This is a genomic window from Olsenella porci (assembly GCF_009695875.1).
Classification (GTDB): domain Bacteria; phylum Actinomycetota; class Coriobacteriia; order Coriobacteriales; family Atopobiaceae; genus Olsenella_H; species Olsenella_H porci.
Genome location: NZ_VUNC01000008.1, coordinates 1 through 13956 on the forward strand (window position 1 = coordinate 1; position 13956 = coordinate 13956).

At 64.7% G+C, this 13956-nt stretch carries 14 protein-coding genes; 9 read left to right on the forward strand and 5 right to left on the reverse strand.

Annotated features, from left to right (window positions below):
- Positions 1 to 115 precede the first annotated feature (115 nt).
- Positions 116 to 511 (forward strand): zincin-like metallopeptidase domain-containing protein, encoded by a 396-nt coding sequence (locus FYJ68_RS09040; protein WP_154435925.1) that lies wholly within the window; start codon positions 116 to 118, stop codon positions 509 to 511.
- Here FYJ68_RS09040 and FYJ68_RS09045 read toward each other — a convergent pair.
- Positions 508 to 1881 carry a hypothetical protein gene (locus FYJ68_RS09045; RefSeq protein WP_154435927.1) on the reverse strand — a complete coding sequence of 458 codons (1374 nt, stop codon included), beginning with the start codon at positions 1879 to 1881 and terminating at the stop codon, positions 508 to 510. The genes FYJ68_RS09040 and FYJ68_RS09045 overlap by 4 nt on opposite strands.
- A 253-nt stretch (positions 1882 to 2134) precedes the next feature.
- Positions 2135 to 2308 (reverse strand): hypothetical protein, encoded by a 174-nt coding sequence (locus FYJ68_RS09050; protein WP_154435929.1) that lies wholly within the window; start codon positions 2306 to 2308, stop codon positions 2135 to 2137.
- A gap of 576 nt (positions 2309 to 2884) precedes the next feature.
- Between FYJ68_RS09050 and FYJ68_RS09055 the strand changes: the two genes are divergently transcribed.
- The 4 genes from FYJ68_RS09055 (at position 2885) to FYJ68_RS09070 (ending at position 6325) form a co-directional block, all read left to right on the forward strand.
- Positions 2885 to 3157, forward strand: coding sequence for an ECs_2282 family putative zinc-binding protein (locus FYJ68_RS09055; protein WP_059053511.1), 273 nt, complete (start codon positions 2885 to 2887; stop codon positions 3155 to 3157).
- The gene (locus tag FYJ68_RS09060; protein ID WP_059053513.1) at positions 3154 to 3639 is read left to right on the forward strand and encodes a hypothetical protein; all 486 of its coding nucleotides are present in this window, start codon (positions 3154 to 3156) and stop codon (positions 3637 to 3639) included. The genes FYJ68_RS09055 and FYJ68_RS09060 overlap by 4 nt, the downstream gene beginning before the upstream one ends.
- A gap of 155 nt (positions 3640 to 3794) precedes the next feature.
- A complete protein-coding gene (locus tag FYJ68_RS09065; protein ID WP_195837783.1) occupies positions 3795 to 4457 on the forward strand; it encodes a GNAT family N-acetyltransferase in 663 nt (220 codons plus the stop codon).
- 101 nt (positions 4458 to 4558) lie between these two features.
- Positions 4559 to 6325: a GmrSD restriction endonuclease domain-containing protein gene (locus FYJ68_RS09070; RefSeq protein WP_154435933.1), complete on the forward strand. Its 1767-nt coding sequence runs from the start codon at positions 4559 to 4561 to the stop codon at positions 6323 to 6325.
- 137 nt (positions 6326 to 6462) lie between these two features.
- On the opposite strand, the gene FYJ68_RS09075 is transcribed toward FYJ68_RS09070, so the two are convergent.
- The 3 genes from FYJ68_RS09075 to FYJ68_RS09085 are packed head-to-tail and all read right to left on the reverse strand — an operon-like array spanning position 6463 to position 8593.
- A complete protein-coding gene (locus FYJ68_RS09075) occupies positions 6463 to 6987 on the reverse strand; it encodes a hypothetical protein (protein WP_059053520.1) in 525 nt (174 codons plus the stop codon).
- Positions 6984 to 8186 carry a relaxase/mobilization nuclease domain-containing protein gene (locus FYJ68_RS09080; protein ID WP_154435935.1) on the reverse strand — a complete coding sequence of 401 codons (1203 nt, stop codon included), beginning with the start codon at positions 8184 to 8186 and terminating at the stop codon, positions 6984 to 6986. Before FYJ68_RS09080 ends, FYJ68_RS09075 begins: the two co-directional genes overlap by 4 nt.
- Complete coding sequence (locus FYJ68_RS09085) at positions 8183 to 8593, reverse strand: hypothetical protein (RefSeq protein ID WP_059053524.1); 411 nt, start codon at positions 8591 to 8593, stop codon at positions 8183 to 8185. The genes FYJ68_RS09080 and FYJ68_RS09085 overlap by 4 nt, the downstream gene beginning before the upstream one ends.
- Before the next feature lie 336 nt (positions 8594 to 8929).
- Here FYJ68_RS09085 and FYJ68_RS09090 point away from each other — a divergent pair, with 336 nt between their 5' ends.
- The 4 genes from FYJ68_RS09090 to brxC are packed head-to-tail and all read left to right on the forward strand — an operon-like array spanning position 8930 to position 13954.
- Positions 8930 to 9160 carry a hypothetical protein gene (locus FYJ68_RS09090; RefSeq protein WP_229772165.1) on the forward strand — a complete coding sequence of 77 codons (231 nt, stop codon included), beginning with the start codon at positions 8930 to 8932 and terminating at the stop codon, positions 9158 to 9160.
- Complete coding sequence (locus FYJ68_RS09095; protein WP_154435940.1) at positions 9150 to 9740, forward strand: DUF1819 family protein; 591 nt, start codon at positions 9150 to 9152, stop codon at positions 9738 to 9740. The genes FYJ68_RS09090 and FYJ68_RS09095 overlap by 11 nt, the downstream gene beginning before the upstream one ends.
- Positions 9740 to 10351 (forward strand): DUF1788 domain-containing protein, encoded by a 612-nt coding sequence (locus FYJ68_RS09100; RefSeq protein ID WP_154435942.1) that lies wholly within the window; start codon positions 9740 to 9742, stop codon positions 10349 to 10351. The genes FYJ68_RS09095 and FYJ68_RS09100 overlap by 1 nt, the downstream gene beginning before the upstream one ends.
- Positions 10352 to 10363: 12 nt before the next feature.
- A complete protein-coding gene (brxC, locus tag FYJ68_RS09105; RefSeq protein WP_154435944.1) occupies positions 10364 to 13954 on the forward strand; it encodes a BREX system P-loop protein BrxC in 3591 nt (1196 codons plus the stop codon).
- The last annotated feature ends 2 nt before the right edge of the window (positions 13955 to 13956 follow it).

Sequence of the window (13956 nt, forward strand, 5' to 3'; positions counted from 1 at the left end):
GGACAGGGCCTCGCCGGCAGTGGTCGCCGATTCCGGCGCCCCGCGGTGACGGGACTGGCGAATGTACGTTGGTGCGGATGGGGGCGGTTCGCTGTCTAGTCTGGTGAAATCTATCTTGACTTCAACAGGCTCCGCCTTCGCCGCGGCGGACGCGGGCCTGGACATGGGCGCCTACGCCAACGCCGACATGGGCAGGACGTTCCTCGAGAACCATGCCGCCTACCTGCAGGGGTGGCTCACCGCTATCCGCGACGACCCGTCCGCGCTCGCGAAGGCCGCAACGCAAGCGTCCAAGGCCGCGGACTTCGTCACGGACAGGAGGGAGAGGCTGGTGGCCTCGAGAGAGGATGCCGCAAGGGCAAATGCCCTCGATAGGGTGCCGCTCACATCGCGCGCGCGGTCCGCACGGGAGGCAACAGAGTCTGCGAGAAGCGTAAAGACAAATGCCAGAGGAATCGAGCCGCAAAATATTCGGCAGACGGCCGGACGTAAAGAGGCCCGGCTATCTTAGAGATACGTGTCGAACGAGACGATCAGAGCGTCGAGCAAGAGGATCAGCTTCACGCATACCGTACGGGTTACTGGCTTGTACATCATGCCGTGCTGGAGGAAGTTCCTGTTCAGGTCGTCCTCGACGGAACGGTCGAAGTCGTTTCCTTGTGCGAAGAAGTGATCAAACGAGGCAAAGGCTCCGAGAGCCTCAAATGCCTCTGGGTCAGTCGGGCGACATTGACTCTTCATCCTTTCTATGGGTTCCTTGGGCCTACGCTTGCCCCTTCGTCCCTCTCCCTTGCGCGCCCTGACGAGGAGCTCGCCCTCGATGAGCGCGCACAGCATCATCGCGCAGGGTTTGTAATGCTTGCTATCGAACAGCCAAAGGGCCTCTTCAAGGTCCCTTCTCTTACGTGCCTTCTCCGCCAGCCTTGCCCGCACCTTCACGAGGTGCCTCGGCGATGCGTATGAGCGCATGATCCTGTCGGCATCTTTGCGACTCCCCGGAACGTGGAGTAGGAGGTCTATCGGTGCCTCGGCGACAAAGACCCAGCCATATTCGCCCCACTTGACGAGTCCATCCTGAATCGAGTTCCAATCGAAACCGGGCAGCACTGCAAGTTGGTCGAGGACTGGCGGAATCGTCGACCTCAGCCTTGCGACGACCGCGTCAGCAATACCGCCATAGTGGCCCCAGACGCTTCTGAGCGCTTTCGCCATGCTGCTGACGGACGACTCGATGGCCTCGTTGTTGGCCGCCATCTTGGCTGCAATGTCTTTACCGAACTCTAGACTGCCTGGGAGCTGAAACTCTGATATCTGTCCTAGCTCCGAAGATACACTCGACGCTGTGGTAATGGCGTTCGCGAGGGTGCTGCCACTTGAGGTCAATTTCTGCATGATTGCAGCAATCCCGCCCATGGCAGAAGAGATGGCAGAATCCGTCGAGATGGCGGATTGAACAGTGCTGACCATGGCGCTCGAGAGCCGGTCAACGCCCGACATCTGTGTGACGATATCCTTCGTAAACCCTCGAAGCAGCTCTGAGGTTCCTTGGATATTCGCTATAGGGGGTTTCACCTCTGGCAGTTGGACAGCCGCGCCCATCGCCGCAATATGGTTTGCTGTCGCACTTACGTTTCGCGAGAGCGCGACGAGCCTCTCTCTGTCGATGCCGCCGAGTATGGAAACTGCTGGGCTGACGACCGTGCTTGCTGGCCTGCCTAGTTCTGCTTCGCCGCTCTCAGAGAAGGGCTCTTCCGCCTCAGCTCTGTTGCATTGAGGGAGATCTCTGGAAGCAGAGGCATCTTTCTCATGGTTACCGATTGAGATGGCTTCGCCGTTCCCCTGACGAGCCGTTACCTCCGATGCATCTGGATTGCTCTGCACGTCATTCGTTTGCTCCTCGATGAGGTACTCCGTTCACTAGCTGTCGATGTTTTGTGTAAGCTAACGCCTCAACGCCAAGAAATGTGCAGACTCAGCCGTGCCCACTACAAGCCGTTTACCCAGAAAGGATGCTTTGGTGGAGCCCGCGAAAGGACAACGGCACTAGCCTAGCTGTCGCTCCTGCTGGACGGTTCTCTAAATGCATATGCCCCGTGCCGCGCGAGACTAAAGGGTGTACGAAGTCAAGGAGTCGCTAGGAGATTCGCTGGGCGCCGAAGCTCCAGAGCAGCTCGTGGTACCTCGAAGCGCGCTCGTCGTCCGGGATGTCGGATGCGTCAGGAGCAAGATCAGGATCGATGCCGTCAACCATCTCTGACCACGTGCGCACCGTGCCGTCATCGCACTGGAACTCACTGTCGGGAGTCACAGTTTTGAATTCCTTGAGCTCTTCCGTCGCGATGCGAGGATTGGGATCGAGATTAGGCATACCTAGTTCTCCGTTTCAATCGGCATGAAAACGTCCCGTCGGTCCGACTGCGGTCGATACCAACCATGAACAGTAGTTTACAGTGCTGCCATAAGTTTTTCTTCAGATGTAACCGCAAACGTGGCGACCCTCACGCTAGGAGAATCGGAGCCCAATGCCGACGGCAAGCATCCCCTTGCGGTTACACAACCCCGAACAGCAGGAAGAAGAACAAGAGTAAGAGCTCGATGGAATATCATGCCGCCATTGTCTGCCTCCGCCAGTCGGCCACTCGATATCGTCTGGATCAATAATGACGTTACAAGAAGAATTTCCTGCTTTAGCAGACGGCCCCACCGCCGTGAGGGCTGAGCATTTGTCAGCTTCCCACAGGAGCAAGAATCAGGCCATGCAGAACAAGCGTTTGAGAAGCATGATCTTGCCTGTGAGGCGAGGCAGACACTACGAGAGAGTTTTGATGTCCCGGCATGGCTGTAAAGTGGTCGGAATAACGGAAAAGCCATGAACGGAGCGGCAATGGACGATTTGTCAATGCAGGTGAATCTCTCCTGTCCGACGTGCGGATGCACGGAGTTCAAGTTTGAGATTCTCGAGCAGGAACAGGACTATCCCGACGATTGGCCATTCACGTGCGCCCACTGCGGAAGGACCTTCACGTACGCCGAGCTCATAGAGTCGAACCAAGAGTCGATCAGCGTGGCCGTCGACGAAATGGGGGACGAGTTGGTAAGTGCGCTCTCCAAGGAGCTGGGGAGGGCCTTCAAGAAGCAGGGCTGGGATGTGAGGTGAAGGACTTGACGACCTTTTCCGAAGTGGTTCCCATCGCAATCTCGGCAATCAGTCTCGCGCTCTCAATTGTCGAGTTCATATTGAACTATCGTCTGCACAAGCGCGACGAGGAGCAGGGCGCCGAACTGCGAAGGCTGCAAGCACATCTTAGCGAACTGCAGCTCGAGAGAGAAGAAGAGGAAGCTCGCATGCGGGCGTCGTCCAAGGTGGAGGCCCGGCACGTACTGATGGGAGCGAAGTCTCATCGCATCAGGGTGTCGAATACCGGCGGCACGACGGTGACTGACATAACCTGCTCCTGCGAAGGTGGTCCCTACTATTTCCGGCAGGACAAGGAGCCATACGAGAGGTTGGAACCCGGCGAGAGCTTCGACGAGGTGGTCACCTTTGTCGGTGGCTCACCCAGCAAGTTTCACATCACCACGAGGTGGATTGACGCCGACGGGGCGGAGCGCAGCAGAGACAACATCATCTCCGTCTAGAAAGCGGAGGCAGCCTTTCGGAAGCGTGTTGACATGCATGCGCCATGCCGCCTTGTCCGCATTGCCCTGAGCGAGCTGCGTGTTGTGCGGTCGTTTCCGCTTGTCTTGGGATACGGCATGCAGGGGCTTGGACATGTAATGGGAGATGCCACATCATGAAGCAAACAGCAGGAGACTTCTTCGGTGCTGACGGTACGTTGACCGATACGGACCGAATCGTCCTGCGCGCACCCGTTCGCTCGGACCTGGCCTCTTACATCGGCACGTTTGCTCCCGGCCTCAGGGACGCGTACCTCGAGGAGGGCGAGAAGGGCCAGGAGCTACGTGAAGGCTACTGGTCTGACGTCATGTCCGAGGGCTCCCTCTTCTGCACCATCGTGGATGACGCCTGCCACGAACGCGCAGGGTTCTGCTGCATCGAAGACCTTGCCGACGAGGACCCGGAGATAGGGGTCCGCCTCCTTCCCGAATGGCGGGGAAGGGGCGTGGGGGCGGACGCCGTGCGGGCGCTCATGCGCGGGGTCGAGCGCGTTTCCGGACCGCAGGCCTTCGTCGCCAAGATCGACTCGGGGAACGTCGCGAGCCAGCGCCTGTTCAGCGGGCTGGGGTTCGCCCCCGTGGGAGTCGACGCCCCGATATTCTCCGACCCGAGCCTCCTCGCCCTCATCGAGGAGAACAGCCTCGGCCTGATAGACGACCGCCTCCGGGCCCTGGCGAAGGAGCTCGGCGTCGAGCCCAGGACGCTCCTCTCGCACGCGCTCGTGTTCAGGCGGGAGCCTGACGCTCGAGGGACGGACGGGCCAGTGCGGCGGCATTAGGCCGGGGCCAGCGCCCATGCCATCCATTCGACGCGCCTTCGCGTGCCAGCGGCGCAATAGAATGGTTCCCGTGTATCCGTCGCGAGCCGTGGAGCGTGAGCATGGCAAACTCGATCTACAACCCCGTCACCCTCGAGGTGGGGAACATTCTGAAGGACGTCAAGTCGGGCAGGATCGGCCTGCCCGACCTGCAGAGGCCGTTCGTCTGGACCAACAGCAAGGTGAGGGACCTCCTCGACTCGATGCTCCGGGGGTACCCCATCGGCTACATCATGCTCTGGGACTCCCCGGCGGAGGACGACAAGAAGTCTCAGATCGGGGCGAACGAGAAGGCGTTCTCCGCCCCCAAGGACCTCGTCATAGACGGCCAGCAGCGCCTGACGGCCCTCCTCGCGGCGCTCTACGGCATCGAGGTGATGGACAAGAACTTCGAGCGACGCTCCATACGCATCGCCTACGACCCCATCGGCAGGGCATTCAAGAACGCCGACGCCTCGACGGAGAAGGACCCGCGCTGGATCTCCTCCGTCTCGGACGTGTTCGAGAGCAACCGGCTCAACGGCCTGAGCAAGTTCCGCCGCAAGTTCGTCAAGGCGATCAACGCCTCGAACGAGAAGAAGGGCGCCGCTCCGCTCACCGACGACGAGGAGGACGCCATCGAGCAGGGCCTCAACGACCTCCTCGGGCTCGAGCGCTACCTCCTGCCAACGCTGCAGATCAGCGAGAGCGCGGACGAGGAGATGGTCGCCGACATCTTCGTGAGGGTGAACTCGCAGGGCCAGACGCTCAAGCAGGACGACTTCATCATGACCCTGCTCTCCGTCTACGAGCCCGGGATGAGGAACCGCATCGAGGGGTTCTGCGAGGACAGCCACAGGCCCGCCAAGGGGACCTCGTACAACCCGCTCATCACGATCACGCCCACGCACGTGATCAGGGCCACCGTGGGAGTCGGCTTCAAGCGCGGCCGCCTGCGCTACGCCTACCAGATCCTGAGGGGGAGAGACCTCGAGACCAAGGAGACCTCGCCCGAGACGAGGGAGAAGAGCTTCGAGACCTTCGGGGCGGCGCTCGACAGGGTCCTCGACCTCAACAACTGGCACGCCTTCATCAACACCGTGGGCGAGGCGGGGTACGTGTCGTCGTCGCAGATCTCCTCCGACAACGCGCTCATGTACAACTACGCCCTCTACCTCATCGGCAGGCACGAGTTCGGCATGGACCCGCTCTCGCTCAAGAGGCTGGCGAGGAGGTGGTTCTTCGCCTCGAGCCTCACGGGGTACTACGTCGGGTCGTTCGAGACGGTCTTCGAGCGCCAGCTGGTCGAAATCTCGAGGATGGGGACCGCCGAGGAGTTCGTCGGCTACTTCGACCGCAGCATCTCCGCCCTCCTCACGGACGACTACTTCGAGCAGACCCTCGTGAACGAGCTCGACGCGCGCGAGGCCAACGGCCCGTCGTGGCACGGCTTCGTCGCCGCGCAGGTCGTCCTCGGGTGCAAGGCACTCTTCAGCACGATGCCGATCTCCCAGCTGATCACCATCGGCTCGTCGGGGTCGAAGAACGCCGTCGACAAGCACCACATCTTCCCGGACCACTACCTGGAGGAGAGGGGATACCTCGGCAACAGGAGCAACAGGGCGAACTTCACGCTCGTCGACTACCAGAACAACATCTACATCTCGGACGACGCCCCCTCGGAGTACGTCGCCAGGTACCGCAAGGACTTGGGGGAGGACGAGTACGAGCGCAACTGCCGCGAGCACGCGCTCCCGCTCGGCTTCGAGAACATGGACTACGAGGAGTTCCTGGGTAAGAGGCGCGTGCTCATGGCGAGGCTGATCAAGGAGGCGTTCGAGAGGCTGTGATCGAGCGGGCTCACGCCGCTTCCTCGTTAGAGCCCCTCCTCACACCCAGAAGAGCACGACCCTGCAGAGCCAGCGGAAGAACGAGAACACGAGCCTGAGCAGTCTTCTTGCCATGGTTGCCCCCTCCTGCCGGACGGCTATCCCACCTCGTCTGGGACGATAGCATCGTGGCGGGACAGGAATTGGTAGCTCGCCCGCGTCATGCCCATGAGCGAGAGTGCACCATCCATGCCGAGGCCGTCGTCCGCGTCCGCGAGGTGTCCGAGCAGCCATACGGCCCTCCTCGCGAGGGACATCCCCTCGACCGGGGGCTCGTAGAGGAGCGAGAGTAGCTCGGAGAGCCTGCGCTCGTCGACGAGGTCCGGCCCCACGCGCGTGAGCCAGCGCGTGCCGTCGACGTCGCACGACCTCACGCGCGCGAGCTCGTCCTCCGAGAGCAGGTGCGCCCTGCAGCCGGCGCGCCTGGGGGCGAGCTGCTCGTCACCGCCGCCGCTGCACGCGGAGTCGTACCAGCTGAGCTCGGCCCACATGCCGTCGCCCTCCACGAGCCGGACGGCAACGTCGGTCATCGCGTCCGGCGCACCGAGCGCCCCGGCGGTGGTGAGAGCCGTCGTGTCGAACTCCTCGAGTCCGCCGTCCTCGTACCAGACCGTGATCCTCACCTTGAGTCGCCCCTCTCCCCGCGGCCGTCCCTCCGGACCTCCCGCTGCCTCCGTCCCGTGCCGTCCGTGTGAGGCGTGCCGCCTGCGACGGTGGAGCGCCTCTTGGTTGCGTGGCGCTTCGAGGCCCTCGCGCTTCCGCTGGTGCGTGGTGCCGCCTCGGGTAGGAGTCCGTGCTCCTCGCAGCACTCCCGCACGTCAGAGAGGAGCCTGGCGTCCTTGGCGCGCCCCTCCGCCTCCGCCTTCGCGATTGCCGCGTCGATGCCATGCAGGCTCCTGAGCCCCCTAGACCGAACCGCCTCGACGGCGGAGGCGACCCTCGCGAGCTCCGAGAGGTCGCGCACCTCGACGGCGTCCCTGGCGGCCGCGACGGCGTCGAACGCCACCTGACGCGGGAGGGCGGCAGACGCCATGCGCGCCCTCACGCCCTCCCTCGTGTAGGCGGTGCCGAGCCTCGCGCCCGACACCTGACGAGACGTCATGCCAGCGAGCTGGTAGACCCAGCCGCCGCCCGTCCTAGCGCTGGCGGGCCTCGCCTCCACGCCGAGCCCCTCGAGGGCCTGCAGGAACTCCCGCTCGCTCGTGGAGGTGTCCCTGGCGACGGCGACGCGCGAGCGGATGTCCGCGACCCACGAGTAGGCGTCGCGTCCCGAGATCGCCCGCTCCTGCCTGCCCTCGGCGCGCCTCTGCGTGTGGTCATCCGTCCTGGGCCCGCCGTCCACGCGACCGCGGAAGTGCGAGAGGCCGAGCCCGCGGGAGATCTCCTGGAGCGACCCGTTCAGGGCGCCGGGGTCGGGGTCCTGCAGCCTGCGGCCCGTCTCGAGGTTGGTGTTGTTGACGACGACGTGGGCGTGGGGGACGTGGTTCTGGTTGTCGTCGTGGTAGACGATCGCGATCTCGTGGTCGGGGAAGCTCCGCCGCGCCCACTCGGTGGCGAGCTCCCTCAGGGCGTCCAGGCCGATGCCGTCCTCCGGTGAGGGGGACACGACGTAGTGCTTGAACGTCCGAGCGCGCCTGTCGCCCCATGCGCGGTCGTTGCCGGCGAGCCTCCTCGTGCGGTCCATCTCCGCTGCCCAGTCCTCGCAGAGCGCGGGGTCTCCCAGGTTCAGGAGGTCCACGGCGAGCGCGCGCCCGCCCCTCTCGAGGTAGCGCCTGATCCCGCCGGCGCCGGTGTGTCCGGATATGGCCTTGAGGTACGTCACGGCCGCATCCGCAGGGCCTGCCTGCCGGCGAGCCGCCCCAGGCCCTCCTGGACGGCCCGCGCCCCCTCCGAGACGGCGGCGAGGTCCCACCTCACGCCCTCGAGGGCCTCCGCGAGCGCGGCGGGGTCCACCTCCTGCTCCCGGCAGGACTTGGCGATGCCGTTCAGGGCGTGCGCGCACTGGTTCAGGAGGTAGCCGAGCGAGCGCACGTCGCGCTCGATGCGCACGGCGGTCCGCGGGTCCACGAGCACCTGGCCCGCGTCGCCGGCGTCCGACTGGGCGGCAGCGCGCACGAGGGTGCGCACGAGCTCCGCCCTGCCCATGCCGAAGCGCGCGGCGGCGTCGCGCAGTGCCCGCTCGTCGCCTTCGCCGAGCCTGAGCTCGAACCTGGAGGTGTACCTGCCCATGGCCCTCCCGGGGGAAGGGGTGGGGGCTGTGACGTGCCTGGCGCGGTACGTACAAGTATAGGGGCGCGGGGGATCCCCCGCGAGGAGACCCCATGACGGGACGTCATGGGGCGACGGTTGCGAGGCAGTGCGCCGGCCCGTGCGGGCGAGGTGCCGCGCGAGGGCGCCGTGGACCCCACTAACTTGGACGGTACGTACAAGTTAGGCTACTTGCTGGGCTTCTGTAGGACATTCAGGATATGTTTAGTAACCACCTGCCAGCCTTCTGATTGCATCTTGGTCGCGTATGGTAACCTGTTTTCGTTTGTATTGCACTGTGGCATATGGGAGGTGCGCGTGAAGTACTCGGAGCTCGTGGAGGGCAACACCACCCTCACGGAGAAGCAGGAGTTCCTTACCGGTGGCGAGATGACCGCCATCACCATCCGCATCCCGAAGAACCTGAAGGACGCCGCGGCGGAGCGTGCCTCCCTCAAGGGAATCAGCTTCTCCGCCTACGCCCGCATGTGCATGATTGCGGACCTGGCGCCCGAGGCTGGCAAGGGGGGTGCCGCAAGTGTCGGGTAAGTACGCCCTCTCCATGAGCGGATCGACCGCACGCGTACAGGAGTGTCTCATCGCTGCCCGTACCTACCTCGAGCTCGGGGACTGGAATGCCGTCCGTAAGTCCATCGTCGAAGACAACCTCTTCCAGCTCAACGCCCCGAGCTCCCGCAAGCGTGTGGCAAGCGAGATTGTCAAGCGCCTGCGCACCCTCACGGACGACGAGGCCGAGTTCCTCGCGTCTGCCGTCGGGGACGACCGCCACGCCATGATCTGGGTCTCCATCTGCCGCACCTACCAGTTCGTGCGGGACTTCTCGCAGCAGGTCCTGGCGGAGCGCTACGACCACTCCATGCCCACCCTGCCGCGCGCCGCCTACGACGTCTTCTTCGAGGAGCAGGAGGCAATCCACCCCGAGCTCGCGAGGATGACGAAGCTCGGCCGCGACAAGATGCGCACCGTCGTCTTCAAAATGCTCCGCGAGTGCCGCCTCCTCGACGACGAGGGCACTATCACGCCGCTCCACCCAACGTCGGCGTTCGCCGCCGCGCTGGGCGACAAGGGCGTCGAGGACCTCGCCTCGTTCCCGGGGGCGATCGCCTGATGGGTATCGAGTTCAAGCACATAAACGACGCGCGCGGCTTCATCGTGGACAAGCTCTCCGACGACGCCCTGCTTGGCCGCAACGGCTACATGATGCGCCAGGCGCTCTACATCATCGACTACGACCCCGCCCAGCAGCAGTACGCGGCGGACCTAGTCAGGGCCATATGCGAGAAGGACACGGGCGACCTCCCCCGCAGGGGCGTCACGCCCGTAGTCGTGAACCTCTACGACCTGGTGCTCGGCTACCTGGACGAGCAGGACCTCTGGGAGCCGCTTGTGGAGGCGGAGCCGGATACGCCACGCCTCGACCTCATCCAGATGCTTCAGGACACCGTGGGCGTCAAGGACGTCGTGGCGCCTCGCGTGAACGAGGCCATCGCCTCCCACCCGGAGGCGGACATCGCGTTCGTCACCGGCGTCGGGGAGACCTTCCCCTACGTGCGCACCCACACGCTGCTCGAGGAGATCTCGTCGCCCATCCCCGTGGTCCTGGTGTTCCCGGGGCGCTACGAGCAGCACAGCGACGGATCGACGGCGCTCAACATCCTGGGGCTGACCCAGGCCTCCACCGGCGGCTACTACCGCGCGACCCGCGTGTTCGACCTGTAAGGACGGCTAGCAATGCTTCTTAGGGACGCATTCGAGAAGGACATCTACCGCGCCATCGACCCCGTGGTCAAGGCCAACGAGACCGACGACGCCCACCTGGCAAACGAGCTCGAGGAGTTCGTCGTCACCAACGAGGTCCGGCAGCACCTGCTGGACTTCCTGGACGAGTACAACGAGCCGGCGAGCGTGAGCAACGGCGCCTGGATCTCGGGCTTCTTCGGGTCGGGAAAGTCGCACCTCCTCAAGATCCTCGCCGCGGCCCTCGAGAACCGAGAGGTCACGGATGCGGACGGCACCACCAGGCACACGATGGACTACCTCGTGCCCAAGGTCGCCGACATGCCAGCCCTGGCTAGTGCCATGGAGCTGGCGCCGAGGCGCCACCCCTCCGAGAGCGTCATCTTCAACATCGACAGCTATGCCCCGAACTCCGGCCGCGCCGAGACGGGGGCGCTGCTCTCGGCGTTCATCAAGGCGTTCAACCACCACTGCGGCTACTTCGACGGCGACCAGCAGCACATAGCCAAGATGGAGTACGACCTCGACCAGGAGGGCAGGCTCGACGCCTTCCGCTCGGCCGTCGAGGCAAGGGTCCCCAACAAGGACTGGGAGAAGATCCGCAAGTCCGCGCCGCTCTACCGCCGGCAGATCTCCGCCGCGTTCGACGAGGTCTCGGGCAACCCGGAGGGCTACACCACGGACGTCGTCAGGGACTACAAGGAGGACTACCACCCCGACATCCGCATGTTCGCCCAGCGCGTCGCGGAGTACATTAGGTCGAAGGGCCAGAGGGGCTACCGCGTCAACTTCTTCGTGGACGAGGTGGGCCAGTTCATAGCCCAGAACGCCAACCTCATGGTGAACCTGCAGACCATCGCCGAGGAGCTGGACCGCTACTGCGGGGGCGACTCCTGGGTCATCGTTACCTCCCAGGAGAACATGGACGACATCGTTGGCCAGATGAAGTCCATCTCGGCAAACGACTTCTCCAAGATCCAGGCGCGCTTCCACGTGAAGATGCCACTCACCTCCTCGGACGCCAAGGAGGTCATCCGCGACCGCCTGCTCGCAAAGAAGGACGAGGACCGGGTCGACTTCGAGGCGCTGTACGAGAGGTACCGGGGCGACTTCGGCGTGCTCTTCGACTTCGCGGACGGCGCCAAGACCTACAAGAGCTACCAGGACTGCGACGAGTTCTGCAGCACGTACCCCTTCGTGCCGTACCAGTTCGAGCTCTTCATGTCGGCCATGCGCGGGCTCTCCGACCACAACTGCTTCACGGGACGCCACAACTCAACCGGGGCGCGCTCTATGCTGGGCGTGTTCCAGATGGTCGCGGAGCGCATCTGCGACGAGGGCGCCAGCACTCAGGACGGGACGCTCGCCCCGTTCGACTACATGTTCGAGGGGCTGCGCAACGACCTGCGCGGGGAGGTCTACGCCGACATCACGACGGCGGAGGACCAGCTGGACGACAAGTGCGCCGTCCGGCTCCTCAAGGCGCTCCTGTTGGTCAAGTACATCGACGACTTCCGCGCGACGCCCGCCAACCTGCGCGTGCTTTTGTACGGCTCGTTCAAGGAGAACACCTCCGAGCTCAACCAGAGGATCCATGGGGCGCTCGACGAGCTGGAGCGCCAGGTGTACGTGCGCCGCAACGGCAACGTGTACGAGTACCTCACGAACGACGAGAAGGAGGTCGAGCAGGAGATCTCCAACCTCGTGCTGCCCGAGAAGGAGATCCGCGACGTCATCGCCGACCTCTTCCGCGAGGTGTGCGGCGTCACCAAGGTGTCCTACAGGAGCGGCTCGTTCGAGCACGCCTACCCGTACAACCTGCGCATAGACGGGGAGGCCGTCGGGCTGCAGAGAAACGACCTCACCCTCAACCTCGTCACGGACTACGAGGCGGACGGGCTCTTCGCCGACCAGGTCCCCACGCCGCCCAAGACCCTTACGGTCGCGCTACGCGGGGCCCGCGACTTCCTCCACGACGTGGGGACGTACAAGAAGACCGACCACTACACGCACGTCAACAGCGGCGCCACCGAGGTGCGCCAGGCCATCATCGTGGATAAGCAGACGGCCAACCTCAAGCTCCAGAGGACCCTCGTGGGCCAGCTGCGCGATCTCTTGACCCACGCCACGTACAACGCCGGCGGCGTGGACGTGACGGGCCAGGTCACCGGGGCGGGCAGGGACGCCGTGAACTCCGCGCTGCTGGAGCTGGTCCGCCGTTCGTACACGGGCCTTCAGCAGATCACCTGCAACTACACGGACAACGACATCTACAGCCAGGTCACCAACGCCCAGATGGGGCTTGGCGGCGCCCTGGAGGACTACTGCCAGAGCGTGCTCGCGCGCGTCAAGATGACGCCGGGGACGGTCACGGTCGCCGGGGACGGCGTCGGGAGCCTCACCTCCTGGTTCTCGAAGAACGAGTACGGCTGGCCCGAGGTCGCCGTGCGCTCGGCGGTGGCCAGGCTCTATGTCGCCAACCGCATCGAGGTGCGCAAGGCCGGCATGGTCCTGGACGGCACGCAGCTCGCGGAGGCGCTCGCCCGAAAGAGGGACCTGGACAAGCTCACTATCAAGGTCGTCGAGGAGGTCTCCCCGGAGCGCATGGGCCAGATCCAGCGGGCGTTCCGCGCATTCGCGGGGACGAACCCCAAGGAGACCGACCCCAAGTCGATCTCCGCCGAGCTCGCACACGTCGCGGACGACCTGGCGGTCGACGCCGCCCGCTCCGAGGTGGACGCCCGGCACTACCCGTTCGCCGCCCAGTTCGACGCCGCCCTCAAGAGGGTGCGCGAGTGCGCCGAGAAGGCGCGCGACAGGTCGTGGGTGGTCGGCTCCTTCCCCGAGAGGGCCCCCGAGCTCGCGCAGGCGAGCGAGGACCTCAAGAAGATGACCGCCTTCTGCAGCGGCTCGCCCATGGCCGTCCGCTGGAAGGAGCTCAGGGACTTCCTGGGGCAGAAGCTGCCCGCCCTCGTGGGGCTGGACCTCGACCAGGAGGGCATCGACGAGATCCGCTCCGTGGTCGAGGACCCCGACTGCTACAGGAGCGGAAGGATTCCCGGCGCGTACAAGGCCATGCAGAGGGTCCAGGCCGACGCCGACGAGAGGATTGCCGGGCTCAGGGGGCGCGCGCTCTCCGACCTCGCCGCGTACCGCTCCACGTACGAGCAGAGCTACGACCTCGCCGCCCTCCCCGAGGAAAGGCGGGCGAGCTTCGAGCGCGTCTTCGACACAGCGAGGGGGCAGCTCGAATCCATGTCCTCGCCGCTCGCCATCAGGTCGTTCGTCGACACCTTCAAGGACCGCAACGCCGGGGCCCTCATCGCCCTGCTGAGGAAGCCGGCGCCCGAGCCCGCCGCGACCGGGACGAGCGCCGAGAAGCCGGCGGAGGGCGGCGGGGCAACGGCTCCCGCAGCGGAGCCCCCCAAGCCGAGGCAACCCCGCACGGTCTCGGTCAGGAGGCTCGACACGAGCGGGTTCGGGCGTCCCGTGATAGGGAGCGCGGAGGACGCGGACGAGTACCTCGCCACGCTCAGGGCGTCGATCATCGAGGCGCTCGACCGGGGCGAGACGGTGACGGTCTAGGG

What these genes read in the sequence shown, in the direction of transcription:
- FYJ68_RS09055 (WP_059053511.1), top strand. Translation starts at nt 2,885, where the DNA reads ATGGACGATTTGTCAATGCAGGTGAATCTCTCCTGTCCGACGTGCGGA.
- FYJ68_RS09065 (WP_195837783.1), top strand. Translation starts at nt 3,795, where the DNA reads ATGAAGCAAACAGCAGGAGACTTCTTCGGTGCTGACGGTACGTTGACC.
- FYJ68_RS09070 (WP_154435933.1), top strand. Translation starts at nt 4,559, where the DNA reads ATGGCAAACTCGATCTACAACCCCGTCACCCTCGAGGTGGGGAACATT.
- FYJ68_RS09085 (WP_059053524.1), bottom strand. Translation starts at nt 8,593, where the DNA reads ATGGGCAGGTACACCTCCAGGTTCGAGCTCAGGCTCGGCGAAGGCGAC.
- FYJ68_RS09100 (WP_154435942.1), top strand. Translation starts at nt 9,740, where the DNA reads ATGGGTATCGAGTTCAAGCACATAAACGACGCGCGCGGCTTCATCGTG.
- brxC (WP_154435944.1), top strand. Translation starts at nt 10,364, where the DNA reads ATGCTTCTTAGGGACGCATTCGAGAAGGACATCTACCGCGCCATCGAC.